Genomic DNA, 14,546 nt, shown 5'->3' with positions numbered 1-14,546 from the left:
CTGTCAGCATGCCGTGGCGGGCAGCTTGCCGCAGGAGCGCCGGGAACGGCGGAACGGCCGTTTTGCAGGCCTGCAGGGACGCCTGCCAAGACGGCGCCCCGGAATGTGCGCCATGAAAAAACCCCGGCAGGTCGCCCGGCCGGGGTTTCGTGCGGACGTATGGACGTCCGTATGCTGCTTGCTTACTCGGCGTCGTCGGCCGCGGCCGCCTGCGGGCGGTCCACCAGCTCGACGTAGGCCATCGGCGCGTTGTCGCCGTCGCGGAAGCCGCACTTCAGGATGCGCAGGTAACCGCCGGGACGCTCGCGGTAGCGCGGCCCCAGCTCGACGAACAGCTTGCCCACCGCCTCCTTGTCGCGCAGGCGCGCGAACGCGAGGCGGCGGTTGGCCACGCCGTCGGTCTTGGCCAGGGTGATCAGCGGCTCGGCGACGCGGCGCAGTTCCTTGGCCTTCGGCAGGGTGGTGCGGATCAGCTCGTGCTTGAACAGCGACGAAGCCATGTTCTTGAACATCGCTTCGCGGTGGCTGCTCGTGCGGTTGAACTTACGGCCGGATTTCATGTGGCGCATGGCGAATACTCTCTGCTGGTCTGTTGTTATGAAGCGCCGGCACCTGTGTCCAGCACCCCGCGGTTACCCGCTGTAAGAAGCCTTTGGTGGAACCGGCTTTTATTTAAGAGTGCGGCCATGGATGGCCGCTTCTGGCGCCGGCCAGGAACGCGGAAATCACGCTCACCAGACAGCTATCGCGCAGCGATCACGGACGATCGCAAAAATTGCGCTGCGGCCATGGATGGCCGCTTTCAGCGCTCAACCGGAGCGCAAGATGCACTCCGGTTGAGGATTTGCTACATGGCGATCAAGGACGATCGCACAAACAACGCACTAGCCCAATTGCATGCCGTGCGAGAGACCCGGCGGCGGCCAGTTCTCCAGCTTCATGCCCAGGGCCAGGCCGCGCGAGCCAAGGACGTCCTTGATCTCGGTGAGCGACTTCTTGCCCAGGTTCGGCGTCTTCAGCAGCTCGACCTCGGTCTTCTGCACCAGGTCGCCGATGTAGTAGATGCTCTCGGCCTTCAGGCAGTTCGCCGAACGCACGGTGAGCTCCAGATCGTCGATCGGGCGCAGCAGCAGCGGGTCGAAACCGCTCTTCTCGGCCTTGTCGGTGGCGCTCTCGCGACGCGAGAAATCGCCGAACACCGACAGCTGGTCGTTGAGGATCTCGGCCGCCTTGCGGACCGCGTCCTCGGCGCCGATGGTGCCGTTGGTCTCGATGTCCAGCACCAGCTTGTCGAGGTTGGTGCGCTGCTCCACGCGGGCCGCGTCCACCTCGTAGGCGACGCGCAGCACCGGCGCGAAGGACGCATCCAGCTGCAGGCGGCCGATCGGGCGCGCCTCGTCGTCCGGATGCTGGCGCGAGCTGGCCGGCTGGTAGCCGACGCCGCGACGCACCTTCAGGCGCATGTTCAGCGCGATGTCCTTGGTCAGGTGGCAGATCACGTGCTCGGGATTGATGATCTCGACCGTGTGATCCACGGCGATGTCGCCCGCGGTGACCACGCCCTTGCCCTTCTTGGACAGGGTCAGGGTGACCTCGTCGCCGGAATGCTGGCGGATGGCCACGTCCTTCAGGTTCAGCAGGACTTCGATCACGTCCTCCTGCAGGCCCTCGAGCGTGGTGTACTCGTGCAGCACGCCGTCGATTTCCACCTCGATGATGGCGCTGCCGGGGATCGAGGAGAGCAGCACGCGACGCAGCGCGTTGCCCAGGGTGTGGCCGAAGCCACGCTCGAGCGGCTCCACCACCACCCTGGCGCGGTTGGGGCCGAGCTGCTCGACGCTGAGGCCGCGAGGCCGCAGCACGCTAGTTGACGAAACTGCCATGCAAGGCTCCGGTAATTACTTCGAATAAAGCTCGACGATCAGGGCTTCGTTGATGTCGGACGGCAGATCACCGCGGTCGGGCAACGACTTGAACGTACCGGCGAACTTCTTGGAGTCCACTTCCACCCACGACGGGCGCAGGTCCATCGTGTCGAACACGGTCGCGGCTTCCTGCACGCGCAGCTGGGTGCGCGCACGCTCGGTCAGCGCGATCACGTCGCCCGGGCGCACCTGGTAGGACGGAATGTTGACCTTCTTGTCGTTGACCAGCACCGCCTTGTGGGCGACCAGCTGACGGGCCTGGGCGCGGGTGACCGCGAAGCCCATGCGGTAGACGACGTTGTCCAGGCGGCTCTCGAGCAGGCGCAGCAGGTTCTCGCCGGTGTTGCCCTTGAGGGTCGACGCCTTGGTGTAGTAGTTGCCGAACTGGCGCTCGAGCACGCCGTAGATGCGCTTGACCTTCTGCTTCTCGCGCAGCTGGACGGCATAGTCGGACATGCGCATGCGCTTGTTGGCGCCATGCTGGCCGGGCTTGTTCTCCAGCTTGCACTTGGAGTCCAGCGCGCGGGCCGGGCTCTTCAGGCTGAGATCCGCTCCCTCGCGGCGGGCGAGCTTGCAGGTAGCTCCACGATAACGGGCCATGGGGTTGCTCCTTAGACTCGACGCTTCTTGGGGGGACGGCAGCCGTTGTGCGGGATCGGCGTGACGTCGATGATATTGAGGACCTTGTAGCCCAGCGCGTTCAGCGAACGCACGGCCGACTCGCGACCCGGGCCGGGGCCCTTGATGCGCACTTCCACGGTCTTCACGCCGTAGTCGCCCGCGGCGCGGCCGGCCTTTTCGGCGGCCACCTGGGCGGCGAACGGGGTGGACTTGCGCGAACCGCGGAAACCCGCGCCGCCGGCAGTCGCCCACGACAGCGCGTTGCCCTGGCGGTCGGTAATGGTGACGATGGTGTTGTTGAAGGAGGCCTGCACGTGGGCCACGGCATCCGTGACGACGCGCTTGATCTTCTTCTTGGTCTTGACCGGCTTAGCCATGTTTGAAATCCATTACTTCTTGATTGCCCGACGCGGGCCCTTGCGGGTGCGCGCATTGGTACGCGTGCGCTGGCCGCGCACCGGCAGGCCACGACGATGGCGCAGGCCGCGGTAGCAGCCCAGGTCCATCAGGCGCTTGATGGCCATGCCCACTTCACGGCGCAGGTCGCCTTCGACGACGTACTTGCCGATCTCGTGGCGCAGCTTCTCCACCTCGCCCTCGCTGAGGGACTTGATCGGCGTGGTCGGAACCACGCCAGCGTCCGCGCAGACCTTCTTGGCCCGGCTGCGGCCGATGCCGTAGATGCTCTGCAGGCCAACCCAGACATGCTTCTGGACCGGCAAATTGACACCCGCGATGCGCGCCATGATGTACTTTCTCCGATGCGTTTCGTGCGCGGTAAACGCGCAATTTTAACCTGAATTGTCTTGACAGGAAAGCCCTGCGGCGCCAGGCGCCGCCACCTTCCCCGGTTTTCCGGCCAACCGTCGCCTCAGCCGCGGCGCAGGTTGGCCTTCTTGAGCAGCCCTTCGTACTGGTGACTGACCAGGTGCGCCTGGATCTGCGCCGTGAAGTCCATCACCACCACCACCACGATCAGCAGCGAGGTACCGCCGAAGTAGAACGGAACGTGCCAGTAGCTCTGCATGAACGTGGGCACCAGGCACACCAGCACCAGGTAGATCGCGCCCACGCCGGTCAGCCGTGTCATCACGCCATCGATGTACTCGGCGGTCGAACGGCCCGGGCGGATGCCCGGGATCAGCGCACCCGAACGCTTGAGGTTGTCCGCCGTCTCCTGCGAGTTGAACACGATCGCCGTGTAGAAGAAGGCGAAGACGATCACCAGCACCGAGTAGACGATGTCATAGACCGGTTCACCCGGCGTCAGCATCTGGGTCAGGTCCTGCAGCCAGCGGGCCTGGTGTCCCTGGCTGAACCAGGTGGCCGCGGTGGCCGGGAACATCAGCAGGCTCGAAGCGAAGATCGGCGGGATCACGCCCGACATGTTGATCTTCAGCGGCAGGTGCGAGGTCTGGTTCATGTAGGCCCGCTGCCCGCCGCTCTTGCGTGCGTAGTTCACCGTGATGCGCCGCTGCGCACGCTCCATGAACACGCAGAACGCGGTCACCGCCAGCACCAGGCCGACCACCATGATCAGCATCAGCACCGTCAGCTCGCCGTTGCTGGCCATGCCCAGGGTATGCACCACCGCGCCCGGCAGGCCGGCCACGATGCCGGCGAAGATCAGCAGCGAGATGCCGTTGCCGATACCGCGCTCGGTCATCTGCTCGCCCAGCCACATCAGGAACATGGAGCCGGCGGTCAGGCCCACCACGGCCGACAGCACGAAGCCGTAGCCGGGCATGTACACCACCGGCATGCCGCCGCTGGACTGCTTCATCAGCGCCACCGAGATGCCGAAGGCCTGGAAGGCCGACAGCGCCACGGTGCCGAAGCGGGTGTACATGGTCAGCGTGCGCTGGCCCGCCTGCCCTTCCTTCTTCAGGGCCTGCAGGCTGGGCAGCACCGACCCCATCATCTGCACCACGATCGATGCGGAGATGTACGGCACCACGCCCAGCGCGAACACCGAGAAGCGCCCCAGCGCACCGCCCGAGAACATGTTGAACATGTCCAGCAGGCCGCCGCTCTGGCCGAGCAGGTTGTTCATCGCGTCCGGGTTCACCCCCGGGACGGGGATGAACGAGCCGAGGCGGTAAACGATCAGCGCACCGATCACGAACAGGATGCGCTGACGCAGCTCGGTCAGCTTCCCGCCGGATCCAGGCAACTTGCCCTTGGCTGCCGCCACCGTCGATTACTCCACGCTGCCGCCGGCCGCCTCGATGGCCGCCTTGGCGCCGGCCGTCGCGAGCAGACCGGAAAGCTTCACCGCGCGGCCGATCTCGCCCTTGGCGACGACCTTGACCTTCTTCGCGCGGCTGTCGACCAGGCCGGCCTGGTGCAGCACGACCACGTCGATCACGTCGGCCTTCAGGTTGGCCAGCTGGTACAGGAACACTTCCTGGCTCTCGGCCTTCATCTTCGAGCGGAAGCCGACCTTGGGCAGGCGACGCTGCAGCGGCATCTGGCCGCCTTCGAAGCCGAACTTGTGGGTGCCGCCCGCGCGGGCGTGCTGGCCCTTGTGGCCACGGCCGGCGGTCTTGCCCAGGCCCGAGCCGATGCCGCGACCGACGCGCAGGCGCGACTTGCGCGCACCGGCGCCAGGCTTGATGTCGTTGAGACGCATGATGATTACTCCTCGACCCGCACCAGGTAGTAGACCGTGTTGATCAGGCCACGCACCTGCGGGCTGTCCTTCAGCTCACGGACGTCGTTGGTCTTGTTCAGGCCCAGCGCCTTCACGCTGAGGCGATGCCGTGCCTGCACGCCGCGCAGGCCCTTCACCAGGCGCACGCGCACGGTGCCGGCGGTCTCGTTCTTCTTAGCCATGACCCAGCACCTCTTCAACGGTCTTGCCACGCTTGGCGGCGATCTGCTTCGGCGAGGCGATCGCCTGCAGGCCCTTGATGGTGGCGCGCACCAAGTTGATCGGGTTGCGCGAACCGACGGCCTTGGCCAGCACGTTCTTCACGCCGACCACTTCCAGCACGGCGCGCATGGCGCCGCCGGCGATCACGCCGGTACCTTCGGCGGCCGGCTGCATGAACACGCGCGCCGCGCCGTGGTTGGCCTTGATGGCGTACCACAGGGTGCCGTTGTTCAGGTCGATGTTCACCATGTTGCGGCGGGCGCGCTCCATGGCCTTGGAAATGGCCACCGGCACTTCGCGCGCCTTGCCATAGCCGAAGCCGACCTTGCCTTCGCCGTCGCCGACCACGGTCAGCGCGGTGAAGCTCATCTGGCGGCCGCCCTTCACGGTCTTGGCCACGCGGTTGACGGCAATCAGCTTCTCGAGCAGGCCGTCGGAATTTTCGCGATCGGTAGAGGACATTGTTCGTTTCCGTGTGCCCGGACCATCCGGGACTTTTGCTTGCGGCTTGGCCGCTTGGAGTTGTAGTTGCTGCAATGGGCCGGGCCGCCAGGGGAGACCCGGCCGAAGATCAGAACTTCAGGCCGGCCTCGCGGGCGGCCTCGGCCAGCGCCTTGATGCGACCGTGGTAGCGGAAGCCGGAGCGGTCGAACGCCACCGCCTCCACGCCCGCGGCCAGCGCACGCTCGGCGACGGCCTTGCCCACCGCGGCGGCGGCGGTCAGGTTCTTGGTGCCCTTCAGCCCCTCGGCCACCGACTTCTGCACGGTGGAAGCGGCCGCCACCACCTTGTCGCCGGAGGCGTCGAACACCTGGGCGTAGATGTGCTGGCCGCTGCGGTGCACCGACAGGCGCGCCACGCCGAGCTTGCGGATGTGCGAGCGCGTGGCCTTGGCGCGGCGCAGGCGGGATTCGTTCTTGTTCATCGTCATATTCCTCGAAAGCGGATCGGCTTGGAATGTCTGTTACCTGCTCTTAGTGAAGAGTGCGGCCATGGATGGCCGCTTCTTCGCGCAGGGACAGCGCATTTACGCCTTCTTGGCTTCCTTCAGGGTGATCTTCTCACCGGCATAGCGCACGCCCTTGCCCTTGTAGGGCTCCGGCGGACGGAAGCCGCGGATCTTCGCCGCCACTTCGCCCACGCGCTGCTTGTCGGCGCCCTTCACCAGCACTTCGGTCTGCGACGGGGTTTCCAGGCTAATGCCTTCCGGCGCGTCGAACACCACCGGATGCGAGTAGCCCAGGCTGAGGTTCAGCGCCTTGCCGGCCATCGAGGCGCGGTAACCCACGCCGACGAGTTCCAGCTTGCGCTCGTAACCCTCGGACACGCCCTTGACCATGTTGGCCAGCAGCGCGCGGGCGGTACCGCCGAACTTGTCGTCGGCGCCGTCGGCGACGGCGATGCTGGCGACGCCGTTGTCCACGACGATCGACACGCCCGGCAGGGCATGGGTCGACAGCGTGCCCTTCGGACCCTTCACGGTGACGCCGCTGGCGTCGGCCTTCAGTTCCACGCCCTTGGGCAGGGAAACCGGCTTCTTGGCAACACGAGACATCGTCGACTCCTTACGCGACCTGGCCGATGACTTCGCCGCCCAGACCCTTGGCGCGGGCCTGCGCGTCGGTCAGCAGACCGGCGGAAGTCGAGATGATCGAGATACCCAGGCCGCCGAGCACCTTCGGCAGCTCGCTCTTGCCGCGATAGACGCGCAGGCCCGAGCGGGAAACGCGGGTGATGCTCTCGATGGCCGGGCGGCCCTCGAAATACTTGAGCTTGATCTCGAGCACCGGCTTGCCTTCCGTGTCGGAAGTCTTGGCGTCGAGAATGTAGCCCTCGTTCTTGAGAAGGTTGGCGATCGCCACCTTCAGCTTCGACGACGGCATGCTGACAGTCTGCTTGCCCGTGAGCTGGGCATTGCGGACGCGCGTGAACATGTCGGCGATGGGATCAGTCATGCTCATGAAAACTTCCTTCAGAGTGCACCGATATCCGATAAGACCGGAAATCAATTGAGTTGTAGTGCTGACGAAACCGCCAGCCTGCCTTGCGCAGACGGACGATTGTAGCAGCCTTTCCGGCTTTTGGCGAATACCGGTCTAGGGACCGTGCCGCCGGCGCAGGCAGCGCCGGCGGCCACGAAGGCTGCGGGTGGAACCCGCGCCTCCGGACGGGATTACCAGCTGGCCTTGCGCAGGCCCGGCACGTCGCCGCGCATGGTGGCTTCGCGCAGCTTGTTGCGGCCCAGGCCGAACTTGCGATACACGGCGCGCGGGCGGCCGGTCAGCTCGCAGCGGGTGCGCTGGCGAACCGGGCTGGCGTCGCGCGGCAGCTTCTGCAGCTTGCCCTGGGCCTCCATCTTCTCCTCGTAGGAGGCGGTGGGGCTCAGCACGATCGCCTTCAGCTCGGCGCGCTTGGCGGCGTACTTCTTGACGAGCTTGGTCCGCTTGATGTCGCGGTTGACCATCGAGGTCTTTGCCATATCTCTTAATTCCTAAACGGGAAGCTGAAGGCTTCCAGCAGCGCCTTGGCCTCTTCGTCGGTCTTGGCGGTGGTGGTGATGGCGATGTCCATGCCACGCATCGCATCGACCGAGTCGAAGTCGATTTCCGGGAAGATGATCTGTTCCTTCAGGCCGAAGTTGTAGTTGCCACGGCCGTCGAAGGCGCGACCCGACACGCCGCGGAAGTCGCGGACGCGGGGCAGCGAGATGTTGATCAGGCGATCCAGGAATTCCCACATCTGGGCGCGGCGCAGGGTCACCTTGCAGCCGATCGGCCAACCGTCACGGATCTTGAACGAGGCGACGGATACGCGCGCCTTGGTCGTCACCGGCTTCTGGCCCGCGATCTTGGCCATGTCGGCCACCGCGTTCTCGAGCACTTTCTTGTTGCCCGCGGCTTCGCCCACGCCCATGTTCAGCGTGATCTTGGTGATGCGGGGAACCTGCATCACGTTCTTGTAGCCGAACTTCTCGGTGAGCTTGGCTACGACCTGGTCTTTGTAAAACGTTTCAAGGCGCGTCATGACTGTGATTCCTTACGCGTCCACGACCTCGCCATTCGAACGGAACACGCGCACCTTGCGCCCATCCTCGAGCGTCTTGGCGCCAACGCGTTCACCCTTGTTCGTGGCGGGGTTGAACAGCTGCACATTGGAAATATGGATCGAGGCTTCGCGCTCGACGATGCCGCCAGGCTGGTTGGCCTGCGGGTTGGCCTTGGTATGGCGCTTGACCAGGTTCACGTTGGAGACGAACACGCGGTCGCCGTCAACGCGCAGCACATCGCCGCGCTGGCCCTTGTTCTTGCCGGCGATCACGAGGACCTGATCGCCCTTGCGGATACGGTTCATGGGTTCAGTCTCCGCCTTAGAGCACTTCGGGCGCGAGCGAGACGATCTTCATGAACTTCTCGCTGCGCAGCTCGCGCGTGACCGGCCCGAAGATGCGGGTGCCGATCGGCTCGAGCTTGTTGTTGAGGAGCACGGCCGCGTTGCCGTCGAAACGGATCAGCGAGCCATCCGGACGGCGCACACCCTTGGCGGTACGCACCACCACGGCGTTGTACACCTCGCCCTTCTTCACCTTGCCACGGGGGATGGCGTCCTTCACGGTGACCTTGATCACGTCACCGATCGCGGCGTAGCGGCGCTTGGAGCCGCCGAGCACCTTGATGCACATCAGTTCCTTGGCTCCGCTGTTGTCCGCCGCGGAGAGCGTGCTTTGCATCTGGATCATGGCTGCACTCTCCTCAGATGCTCGCGCGCGTGATGATTTCGATCACGCGGTGATGCTTGGTCTTGGACAGCGGACGGCATTCCGCGATGCGCACCACGTCGCCCTCGTTCGCGCCGAGCTCGTCCTGCGCGTGGAGCTTGGTGGAACGGCGGATGATCTTGCCCAGCAGGCCGTGCTGCACCTGGCGCTCGATCAGGACGGTCACCGTCTTGTTCATCTTGTTGCTGATGACGCGTCCCTCGAGGGTACGCGCCTGCTTGTTGTTCTCGCTCATGTCCGCCGTCCCTTACTTCTTGCCGCCGAGCACGAACTTCGTGCGGGCGATGTCGCGCCGAACGCGGCGCAGCTGGTGCGGCTGGCTGAGCTGGCCGGAGCCCTTCTGCATGCGCAGGTTGAACTGCTCCTTGCGCAGGTCCAGCAGGTGCTGGTTCAGCTCTTCGGCCGACTTGGTGGTCAGATCTTTGATGGCCATGTCACATCACCGCCCGGGTCACGAACTGGGTCTGCACCGAGAGCTTGGCGGCAGCCAGGCGCATCGCCTCGCGCGCGGTCGCCTCGTCGACGCCCTCGATCTCATAAAGCATGCGGCCGGGCTGGATCGGGGCGACCCAGAACTCCACGCCGCCCTTGCCGGCGCCCATACGCACTTCGATCGGCTTCTTGGTGATCGGCTTGTCCGGGAACACGCGGATCCACAGCTTGCCGCCGCGCTTCACGAAGCGGGTGATGCAACGGCGGCCAGCCTCGATCTGGCGCGCGGTCAGCGCGCCATGGGTGGTCGCCTTCAGGCCGTACTCGCCGAAGCTGACGAGGTTGGCGCACTGGGCCAGGCCGTCATTGCGGCCCTTGAACTGCTTGCGGTACTTGGTTCGCTTGGGTTGCAGCATGGCAACTCTCCTTACTTCGCCGACCGCTCGCGGCGGCCTTCGCCGTCGCGGCGCGACTCACGGTCACGACGGCCCTCGCCGCCTTCGCGGCGCGGCGGCTGGGACTGCTCGTCCTTCGACTCCTGCGACGCCGCCGCCAGGTCGAAGATCTCGCCCTTGTAGACCCACACCTTGATGCCGATGATGCCGTAGGTGGTCTTCGCCTCGGCAAAGCCATAATCGATGTCGGCGCGCAGCGTATGCAGCGGCACGCGACCTTCGCGGCTCCACTCGGAACGGGCGATCTCGGCGCCGTTCAGGCGGCCGGACACGTTGATCTTGATCCCTAAGGCACCCAGGCGCATCGCGTTGCCGACCGCGCGCTTCATGGCGCGGCGGAACATGATGCGGCGCTCCAGCTGCTGGGCGATCGACTCGGCCACCAGCTGCGCGTCGAGCTCGGGCTTGCGCACCTCGCTGACGTTGATGTGCGCCGGGACGCCCATCAGGTCGGAGACTTCCTTGCGCAGCTTCTCGATGTCCTCGCCCTTCTTGCCGATCACCACGCCCGGACGGGCGGTGTGGATCGTCACGCGGGCGGTCTTGGCCGGACGCTCGATCTGGATCTTGGAAATGCCGGCCTGCGCCAGCTTCTTGCGCAGCATCTCGCGGACCTTCAGGTCGGCCGCGAGGTACTGGGCGTACTCGCCCTTGTTGGCGTACCACTTCGAGTTCCAGTCCTTGGCGATGCCGAGGCGGATACCGGTGGGATGAACTTTGTGACCCATCGTCTTCTGTCCTCTTAGTCGCCGACGACCACGGTGATGTGGCTGGTGCGCTTCAGGATGCGCGAGCCGCGGCCCTTGGCGCGGGCGTACATGCGCTTCATCGCCGGACCCTCGTCCACGAAGATGCGCGAGACCTTCAGCTCGTCGACGTCGGCGCCCAGGTTGTTCTCGGCGTTGGCGACGGCCGAGAGCAGCACCTTGCGAACGAGGTGGGCGGCCTTCTTGTTGGTGAACTGGAGCACGTCGCTGGCGCGGCCCACGGGCATGCCGCGGACCAGGTCAGCCACCAGGCGTGCCTTCTGCGCCGAAATGCGCGCGCTGCGCAGGATCGCTTTGGCTTCGGTGCTCATCTTACTTGCCCTTCTTGTCGCCGCCGTGGCCCTTGAAGGTGCGGGTCACCGCGAACTCGCCGAGCTTGTGCCCGACCATGTTCTCGTTGACGAGCACCGGCACGTGCTGGCGACCGTTGTGGATGGCGATGGTGAGACCCACCATTTCCGGCAGGATCATCGAGCGGCGCGACCAGGTCTTGATCGGGCGCTTGTTGTTGGTGGAAACCGCGGTTTCCACCTTCTTCACGAGATGAAGGTCGACGAAGGGACCTTTCTTCAGAGAACGCGGCATGACGGCTTCCTGTTACTTGCGACGACGCACGATGAACTGCTGCGTGCGCTTGTTGTTGCGGGTCTTGTAGCCCTTGGTCGGCGTGCCCCACGGGCTGACCGGATGACGGCCACCGGAGGTACGGCCCTCGCCACCGCCATGCGGATGGTCGACCGGGTTCATCACCACGCCGCGCACGGTCGGGCGGATGCCCATCCAGCGCTTGACGCCGGCCTTGCCCAGCTTCTTCAGGCTGTGCTCGGAGTTGCCCACCTCACCGATGGTGGCGCGGCACTCGACCGGTACCCGGCGCATTTCGCCGGAGCGCAGGCGGAGCGTGGCGTAGCCGGACTCGCGGGCCACCAGCTGCACCGAGGCGCCGGCACTGCGGGCGATCTGCGCGCCCTTGCCGGGCTTCATCTCGATGCAGTGGACGGTCGAGCCGACCGGGATGTTGCGCAGCGGCAGGCTGTTGCCGGCCTTGATCGGCGCGTCTCGGCCCGACACCAGGCGGTCGCCCACCGCCACGCCCTTCGGCGCGATGATGTAGCGGCGCTCGCCGTCGGCGTAGCACAGCAGCGCGATGTGCGCGGTGCGGTTCGGATCGTACTCGATGCGCTCGACCTTGGCCGCGACGCCTTCCTTGTCGCGCTTGAAGTCGATGATGCGGTAATGCTGCTTGTGACCACCGCCACGATGACGCGTGGTGATGCGGCCGAAGTGATTGCGGCCACCGGTCTTGGACTGCGCCTCGACCAGCGGCGCGTACGGCGCGCCCTTGTGCAGACCTTCGGTACGGACGCTCACCGCATCGCGGCGGCCCGGCGAGGTCGGCTTGTGATTGATTAGTGCCATCTCACTGAACTCCTGGCTCAGGCCTTGGCCGACACGTCGATGGACTGGCCATCGGCGAGGCGCACATAAGCCTTGCGCTTGCCCTGGCGGCTGCCAGCGCGGAAACGGAAGGACTTGACCTTGCCCTTGGCGTTGACGAGGTTCACCTGCTCGACCTTGACGTCGAACATCTGCTCCACCGCCACGCGGACGTCGGCCTTGGTCGCCTCGGGGGCCACCACGAATACGTACTGGTTGGTCTCGGCAAGGCGCGCGGCCTTCTCGGAGATGTGCGGCGCACGCAGCGTATTCAGGATGCGTTCGTTGCTCATGCCAGCCACTCCTCGATCTTCTTCACCGCCTCGACGGTCATCACCACGTGGTCGGAACCGACCAGGCTGACCGGGTTCAGCGCCATCACGTCGACCACGTGCAGGTACGGGATGTTGCGCGAAGCCAGGAACAGCGCCTCGTTGGCGTCCTCGGACACCAGCAGCACGCGGCCGGCGACGTCCAGTTCCTTCAGCTTGGCGACCATCGCCTTGGTCCTGGGCTGCTCGATGCCGAAGCCCTCGACCACCTTCAGGCGACCCTGGCGGTTCAGCTCGGACAGGATCGAGCGGATCGCGACGCGGTAGGCCTTGCGGTTGACCTTCTGCTCGTAGCTGCGGGGCTTGGCCGCGAAGGTGACGCCGCCGCCCACGAAGATCGGGGCACGGTAGTCGCCGTGGCGGGCGCCGCCGCCCTTCTGCTTCTTGAACTTCTTGGTGGTGCCCGACATCTCGCCACGCGACAGCTGCGCCTTGGTGCCGGCGCGACCGCCGGCCTGGTACGCAACCACCACCTGGTGGATCAGGGCCTGCTTGAACTCGCCGCCGAACACTTCGTCCGACACGCTGAGCGGCTTGGCGCCAATGACATTCAGTTCCATGGCGTCTCTCCTCAACCCTTGGTGGTCGGGCGGATCACGACGTCGCCGCCGGTCGCACCCGGCACCGCGCCCTTGACCGCGATCAGGTGACGCTCGGCGTCGACCTTGACCACTTCCAGACCCTGCTGCGTGCGGTTCACCGCACCCATGTGGCCGGCCATCTTCTTGCCCGGGAACACGCGACCCGGCGTCTGGCGCTGGCCGATCGAACCCGGCGCGCGGTGCGACAGCGAGTTGCCGTGCGTCGCATCGCCCATCTTGAAGTTGTGGCGCTTGATGGTGCCCTGGAAGCCCTTGCCCTTCGAGACGCCGGCGACGTCGACGATCTGGCCGACCGAGAAGATCTCGTCCGCCTTGATCTCCGTGCCCACGCTGTACTTGCCGAGGTCATCGGCGGACACGCGGAATTCCCACAGGCCACGACCCGGCTCCACCTTGGCCTTGGCGTAGTGGCCCTTCAGCGGCTGGGTCAGCAGCGAGGCGCGCTTGACGCCCGCCGCGACCTGCACGGCGCTGTAGCCATCGTTGTCTTCGGTCTTCAGCTGGGTGACGCGGTTCGGGGTCGCTTCAATCAGCGTCACCGGAATCGAGCGTCCGTCTTCAGTGAAGAGCCGGCTCATGCCGCATTTGCGGCCAACCAGTCCGATACTCATCTTCGTATCCTGTCTATCGCTCAGCCGAGCTTGATCTGGACGTCCACGCCAGCGGCGAGGTCAAGCTTCATGAGCGCGTCCACGGTCTTGTCGTTGGGGTCGACGATGTCGAGCACGCGCTTGTGGGTACGGGTCTCGTACTGGTCGCGCGCATCCTTGTCGACGTGAGGCGACACCAGGATGGTGTAGCGCTCGATCTTGGTCGGGAGCGGGATCGGGCCGAGCACCGTGGCACCGGTGCGCTTGGCCGTCTCGACGATCTCGCTGGCCGAACGGTCGATCAGGCGATGATCGAACGCCTTGAGCCGGATGCGAATCTTCTGGTTCGCCATAAAACCGTGTCCTGTTATCGAAAGAACAAATACTGTGAACCGAGGGGCTTCTCACCGCCTCGCACAACCCTTTGGAACCCGCCGCTGGCCGCCGCATGGGCTTTCCGCCGCGGGGAACGGCCAATCATACATGCTTCACGCGGCTTTGTCGCGTCTTTTTTGTTGACGCACAAAGAAACGGGTGGCTTGCGCCACCGCCAAGGAGCCAGCACTAATGGCACTGACCCCTCGGCACCACCCTCGCCCGCGGCTTGCGCCGCAGGCGAGTCACAACGACTGCAGGCTTACTTGATGACCTTGGCGACCACGCCGGCGCCGACGGTGCGGCCACCCTCGCGGATCGCGAAGCGCAGGCCCTCGTCCATCGCGATCGGGTGGATCA

Annotated in this window: 27 protein-coding genes and 1 pseudogene; all 28 read right to left on the bottom strand. The window is 65.6% G+C overall.

The features are described 5' to 3' along the window. Positions 1 to 182: 182 nt before the first annotated feature. Positions 183 to 569, bottom strand: a complete 387-nt coding sequence (rplQ, locus tag QMK61_RS16955; RefSeq protein WP_302073417.1) for a 50S ribosomal protein L17 — start codon at positions 567 to 569, stop codon at positions 183 to 185. A 315-nt stretch (positions 570 to 884) separates the two neighbouring features. After that, the gene (gene rpoA, locus QMK61_RS16950) at positions 885 to 1,883 is read right to left on the bottom strand and encodes a DNA-directed RNA polymerase subunit alpha (RefSeq protein ID WP_302073416.1); all 999 of its coding nucleotides are present in this window, start codon (positions 1,881 to 1,883) and stop codon (positions 885 to 887) included. Positions 1,884 to 1,898: 15 nt separating this feature from the next. After that, a complete protein-coding gene (rpsD, locus tag QMK61_RS16945; RefSeq protein ID WP_302073415.1) occupies positions 1,899 to 2,525 on the bottom strand; it encodes a 30S ribosomal protein S4 in 627 nt (208 codons plus the stop codon). Positions 2,526 to 2,536: 11 nt separating this feature from the next. Continuing rightward, positions 2,537 to 2,923, bottom strand: a complete 387-nt coding sequence (gene rpsK / locus QMK61_RS16940; protein WP_007513384.1) for a 30S ribosomal protein S11 — start codon at positions 2,921 to 2,923, stop codon at positions 2,537 to 2,539. A gap of 12 nt (positions 2,924 to 2,935) precedes the next feature. Continuing rightward, complete coding sequence (gene rpsM, locus QMK61_RS16935; RefSeq protein ID WP_302073414.1) at positions 2,936 to 3,292, bottom strand: 30S ribosomal protein S13; 357 nt, start codon at positions 3,290 to 3,292, stop codon at positions 2,936 to 2,938. A gap of 125 nt (positions 3,293 to 3,417) precedes the next feature. Then, complete coding sequence (gene secY, locus QMK61_RS16930; RefSeq protein ID WP_302073413.1) at positions 3,418 to 4,740, bottom strand: preprotein translocase subunit SecY; 1,323 nt, start codon at positions 4,738 to 4,740, stop codon at positions 3,418 to 3,420. Positions 4,741 to 4,746: 6 nt separating this feature from the next. Then, positions 4,747 to 5,184 carry a 50S ribosomal protein L15 gene (gene rplO / locus QMK61_RS16925; RefSeq protein WP_302073430.1) on the bottom strand — a complete coding sequence of 146 codons (438 nt, stop codon included), beginning with the start codon at positions 5,182 to 5,184 and terminating at the stop codon, positions 4,747 to 4,749. Beyond that, positions 5,184 to 5,381 (bottom strand): 50S ribosomal protein L30, encoded by a 198-nt coding sequence (gene rpmD / locus QMK61_RS16920; protein WP_077481332.1) that lies wholly within the window; start codon positions 5,379 to 5,381, stop codon positions 5,184 to 5,186. Before rpmD ends, rplO begins: the two co-directional genes overlap by 1 nt. Further along, positions 5,374 to 5,883 (bottom strand): 30S ribosomal protein S5, encoded by a 510-nt coding sequence (rpsE, locus tag QMK61_RS16915; RefSeq protein WP_302073412.1) that lies wholly within the window; start codon positions 5,881 to 5,883, stop codon positions 5,374 to 5,376. The genes rpmD and rpsE overlap by 8 nt, the downstream gene beginning before the upstream one ends. Positions 5,884 to 5,992: 109 nt before the next feature. Beyond that, a complete protein-coding gene (gene rplR / locus QMK61_RS16910; RefSeq protein ID WP_302073411.1) occupies positions 5,993 to 6,352 on the bottom strand; it encodes a 50S ribosomal protein L18 in 360 nt (119 codons plus the stop codon). 96 nt (positions 6,353 to 6,448) lie between these two features. Further along, entirely contained in the window at positions 6,449 to 6,976 is a 528-nt protein-coding gene (gene rplF / locus QMK61_RS16905) for a 50S ribosomal protein L6 (RefSeq protein WP_302073410.1), read from the bottom strand. 10 nt (positions 6,977 to 6,986) lie between these two features. After that, entirely contained in the window at positions 6,987 to 7,382 is a 396-nt protein-coding gene (gene rpsH, locus QMK61_RS16900; protein WP_302073409.1) for a 30S ribosomal protein S8, read from the bottom strand. A 212-nt stretch (positions 7,383 to 7,594) separates the two neighbouring features. Next, positions 7,595 to 7,900 carry a 30S ribosomal protein S14 gene (gene rpsN, locus QMK61_RS16895; RefSeq protein WP_302073408.1) on the bottom strand — a complete coding sequence of 102 codons (306 nt, stop codon included), beginning with the start codon at positions 7,898 to 7,900 and terminating at the stop codon, positions 7,595 to 7,597. Between the two features lie 5 nt (positions 7,901 to 7,905). Then, positions 7,906 to 8,445, bottom strand: coding sequence for a 50S ribosomal protein L5 (gene rplE / locus QMK61_RS16890; RefSeq protein WP_302073407.1), 540 nt, complete (start codon positions 8,443 to 8,445; stop codon positions 7,906 to 7,908). Between the two features lie 12 nt (positions 8,446 to 8,457). Continuing rightward, positions 8,458 to 8,772 (bottom strand): 50S ribosomal protein L24, encoded by a 315-nt coding sequence (rplX, locus tag QMK61_RS16885; protein ID WP_302073406.1) that lies wholly within the window; start codon positions 8,770 to 8,772, stop codon positions 8,458 to 8,460. Positions 8,773 to 8,788: 16 nt separating this feature from the next. Beyond that, entirely contained in the window at positions 8,789 to 9,157 is a 369-nt protein-coding gene (rplN, locus tag QMK61_RS16880; protein ID WP_007513359.1) for a 50S ribosomal protein L14, read from the bottom strand. 13 nt (positions 9,158 to 9,170) lie between these two features. Beyond that, the gene (rpsQ, locus tag QMK61_RS16875; RefSeq protein WP_302073405.1) at positions 9,171 to 9,431 is read right to left on the bottom strand and encodes a 30S ribosomal protein S17; all 261 of its coding nucleotides are present in this window, start codon (positions 9,429 to 9,431) and stop codon (positions 9,171 to 9,173) included. A gap of 12 nt (positions 9,432 to 9,443) precedes the next feature. Then, complete coding sequence (gene rpmC / locus QMK61_RS16870; RefSeq protein ID WP_302073404.1) at positions 9,444 to 9,629, bottom strand: 50S ribosomal protein L29; 186 nt, start codon at positions 9,627 to 9,629, stop codon at positions 9,444 to 9,446. 1 nt (position 9,630) lies between these two features. Next, positions 9,631 to 10,044, bottom strand: coding sequence for a 50S ribosomal protein L16 (gene rplP, locus QMK61_RS16865; RefSeq protein ID WP_302073403.1), 414 nt, complete (start codon positions 10,042 to 10,044; stop codon positions 9,631 to 9,633). 11 nt (positions 10,045 to 10,055) lie between these two features. Then, on the bottom strand, positions 10,056 to 10,811 hold the full coding sequence (gene rpsC / locus QMK61_RS16860) for a 30S ribosomal protein S3 (protein WP_302073402.1): 756 nt from the start codon (positions 10,809 to 10,811) through the stop codon (positions 10,056 to 10,058). A 14-nt stretch (positions 10,812 to 10,825) separates the two neighbouring features. Beyond that, positions 10,826 to 11,161, bottom strand: a complete 336-nt coding sequence (gene rplV, locus QMK61_RS16855) for a 50S ribosomal protein L22 (protein WP_302073401.1) — start codon at positions 11,159 to 11,161, stop codon at positions 10,826 to 10,828. A 1-nt stretch (position 11,162) separates the two neighbouring features. After that, positions 11,163 to 11,435 (bottom strand): 30S ribosomal protein S19, encoded by a 273-nt coding sequence (gene rpsS, locus QMK61_RS16850; RefSeq protein ID WP_302073400.1) that lies wholly within the window; start codon positions 11,433 to 11,435, stop codon positions 11,163 to 11,165. Positions 11,436 to 11,447: 12 nt separating this feature from the next. Continuing rightward, positions 11,448 to 12,269, bottom strand: coding sequence for a 50S ribosomal protein L2 (gene rplB, locus QMK61_RS16845; RefSeq protein ID WP_302073399.1), 822 nt, complete (start codon positions 12,267 to 12,269; stop codon positions 11,448 to 11,450). Between the two features lie 17 nt (positions 12,270 to 12,286). Next, positions 12,287 to 12,580 (bottom strand): 50S ribosomal protein L23, encoded by a 294-nt coding sequence (rplW, locus tag QMK61_RS16840; RefSeq protein WP_302073398.1) that lies wholly within the window; start codon positions 12,578 to 12,580, stop codon positions 12,287 to 12,289. Beyond that, entirely contained in the window at positions 12,577 to 13,179 is a 603-nt protein-coding gene (gene rplD / locus QMK61_RS16835; RefSeq protein WP_302073397.1) for a 50S ribosomal protein L4, read from the bottom strand. The genes rplW and rplD overlap by 4 nt, the downstream gene beginning before the upstream one ends. Positions 13,180 to 13,190: 11 nt before the next feature. Further along, the gene (rplC, locus tag QMK61_RS16830) at positions 13,191 to 13,832 is read right to left on the bottom strand and encodes a 50S ribosomal protein L3 (protein ID WP_302073396.1); all 642 of its coding nucleotides are present in this window, start codon (positions 13,830 to 13,832) and stop codon (positions 13,191 to 13,193) included. Positions 13,833 to 13,852: 20 nt separating this feature from the next. Continuing rightward, a complete protein-coding gene (rpsJ, locus tag QMK61_RS16825) occupies positions 13,853 to 14,164 on the bottom strand; it encodes a 30S ribosomal protein S10 (protein ID WP_014402136.1) in 312 nt (103 codons plus the stop codon). A 284-nt stretch (positions 14,165 to 14,448) separates the two neighbouring features. Then, positions 14,449 to 14,546 (bottom strand): annotated as a pseudogene (locus QMK61_RS16820) (elongation factor Tu); the annotation flags it as partial.

Source organism: Fulvimonas sp. R45 (assembly GCF_030504985.1).
In the GTDB taxonomy this organism is placed as follows: Bacteria; Pseudomonadota; Gammaproteobacteria; order Xanthomonadales; family Rhodanobacteraceae; genus Rhodanobacter_A.
Note: the sequence above shows the minus strand (reverse complement) of the source record. Positions and strands in the feature narration are given on the sequence as shown.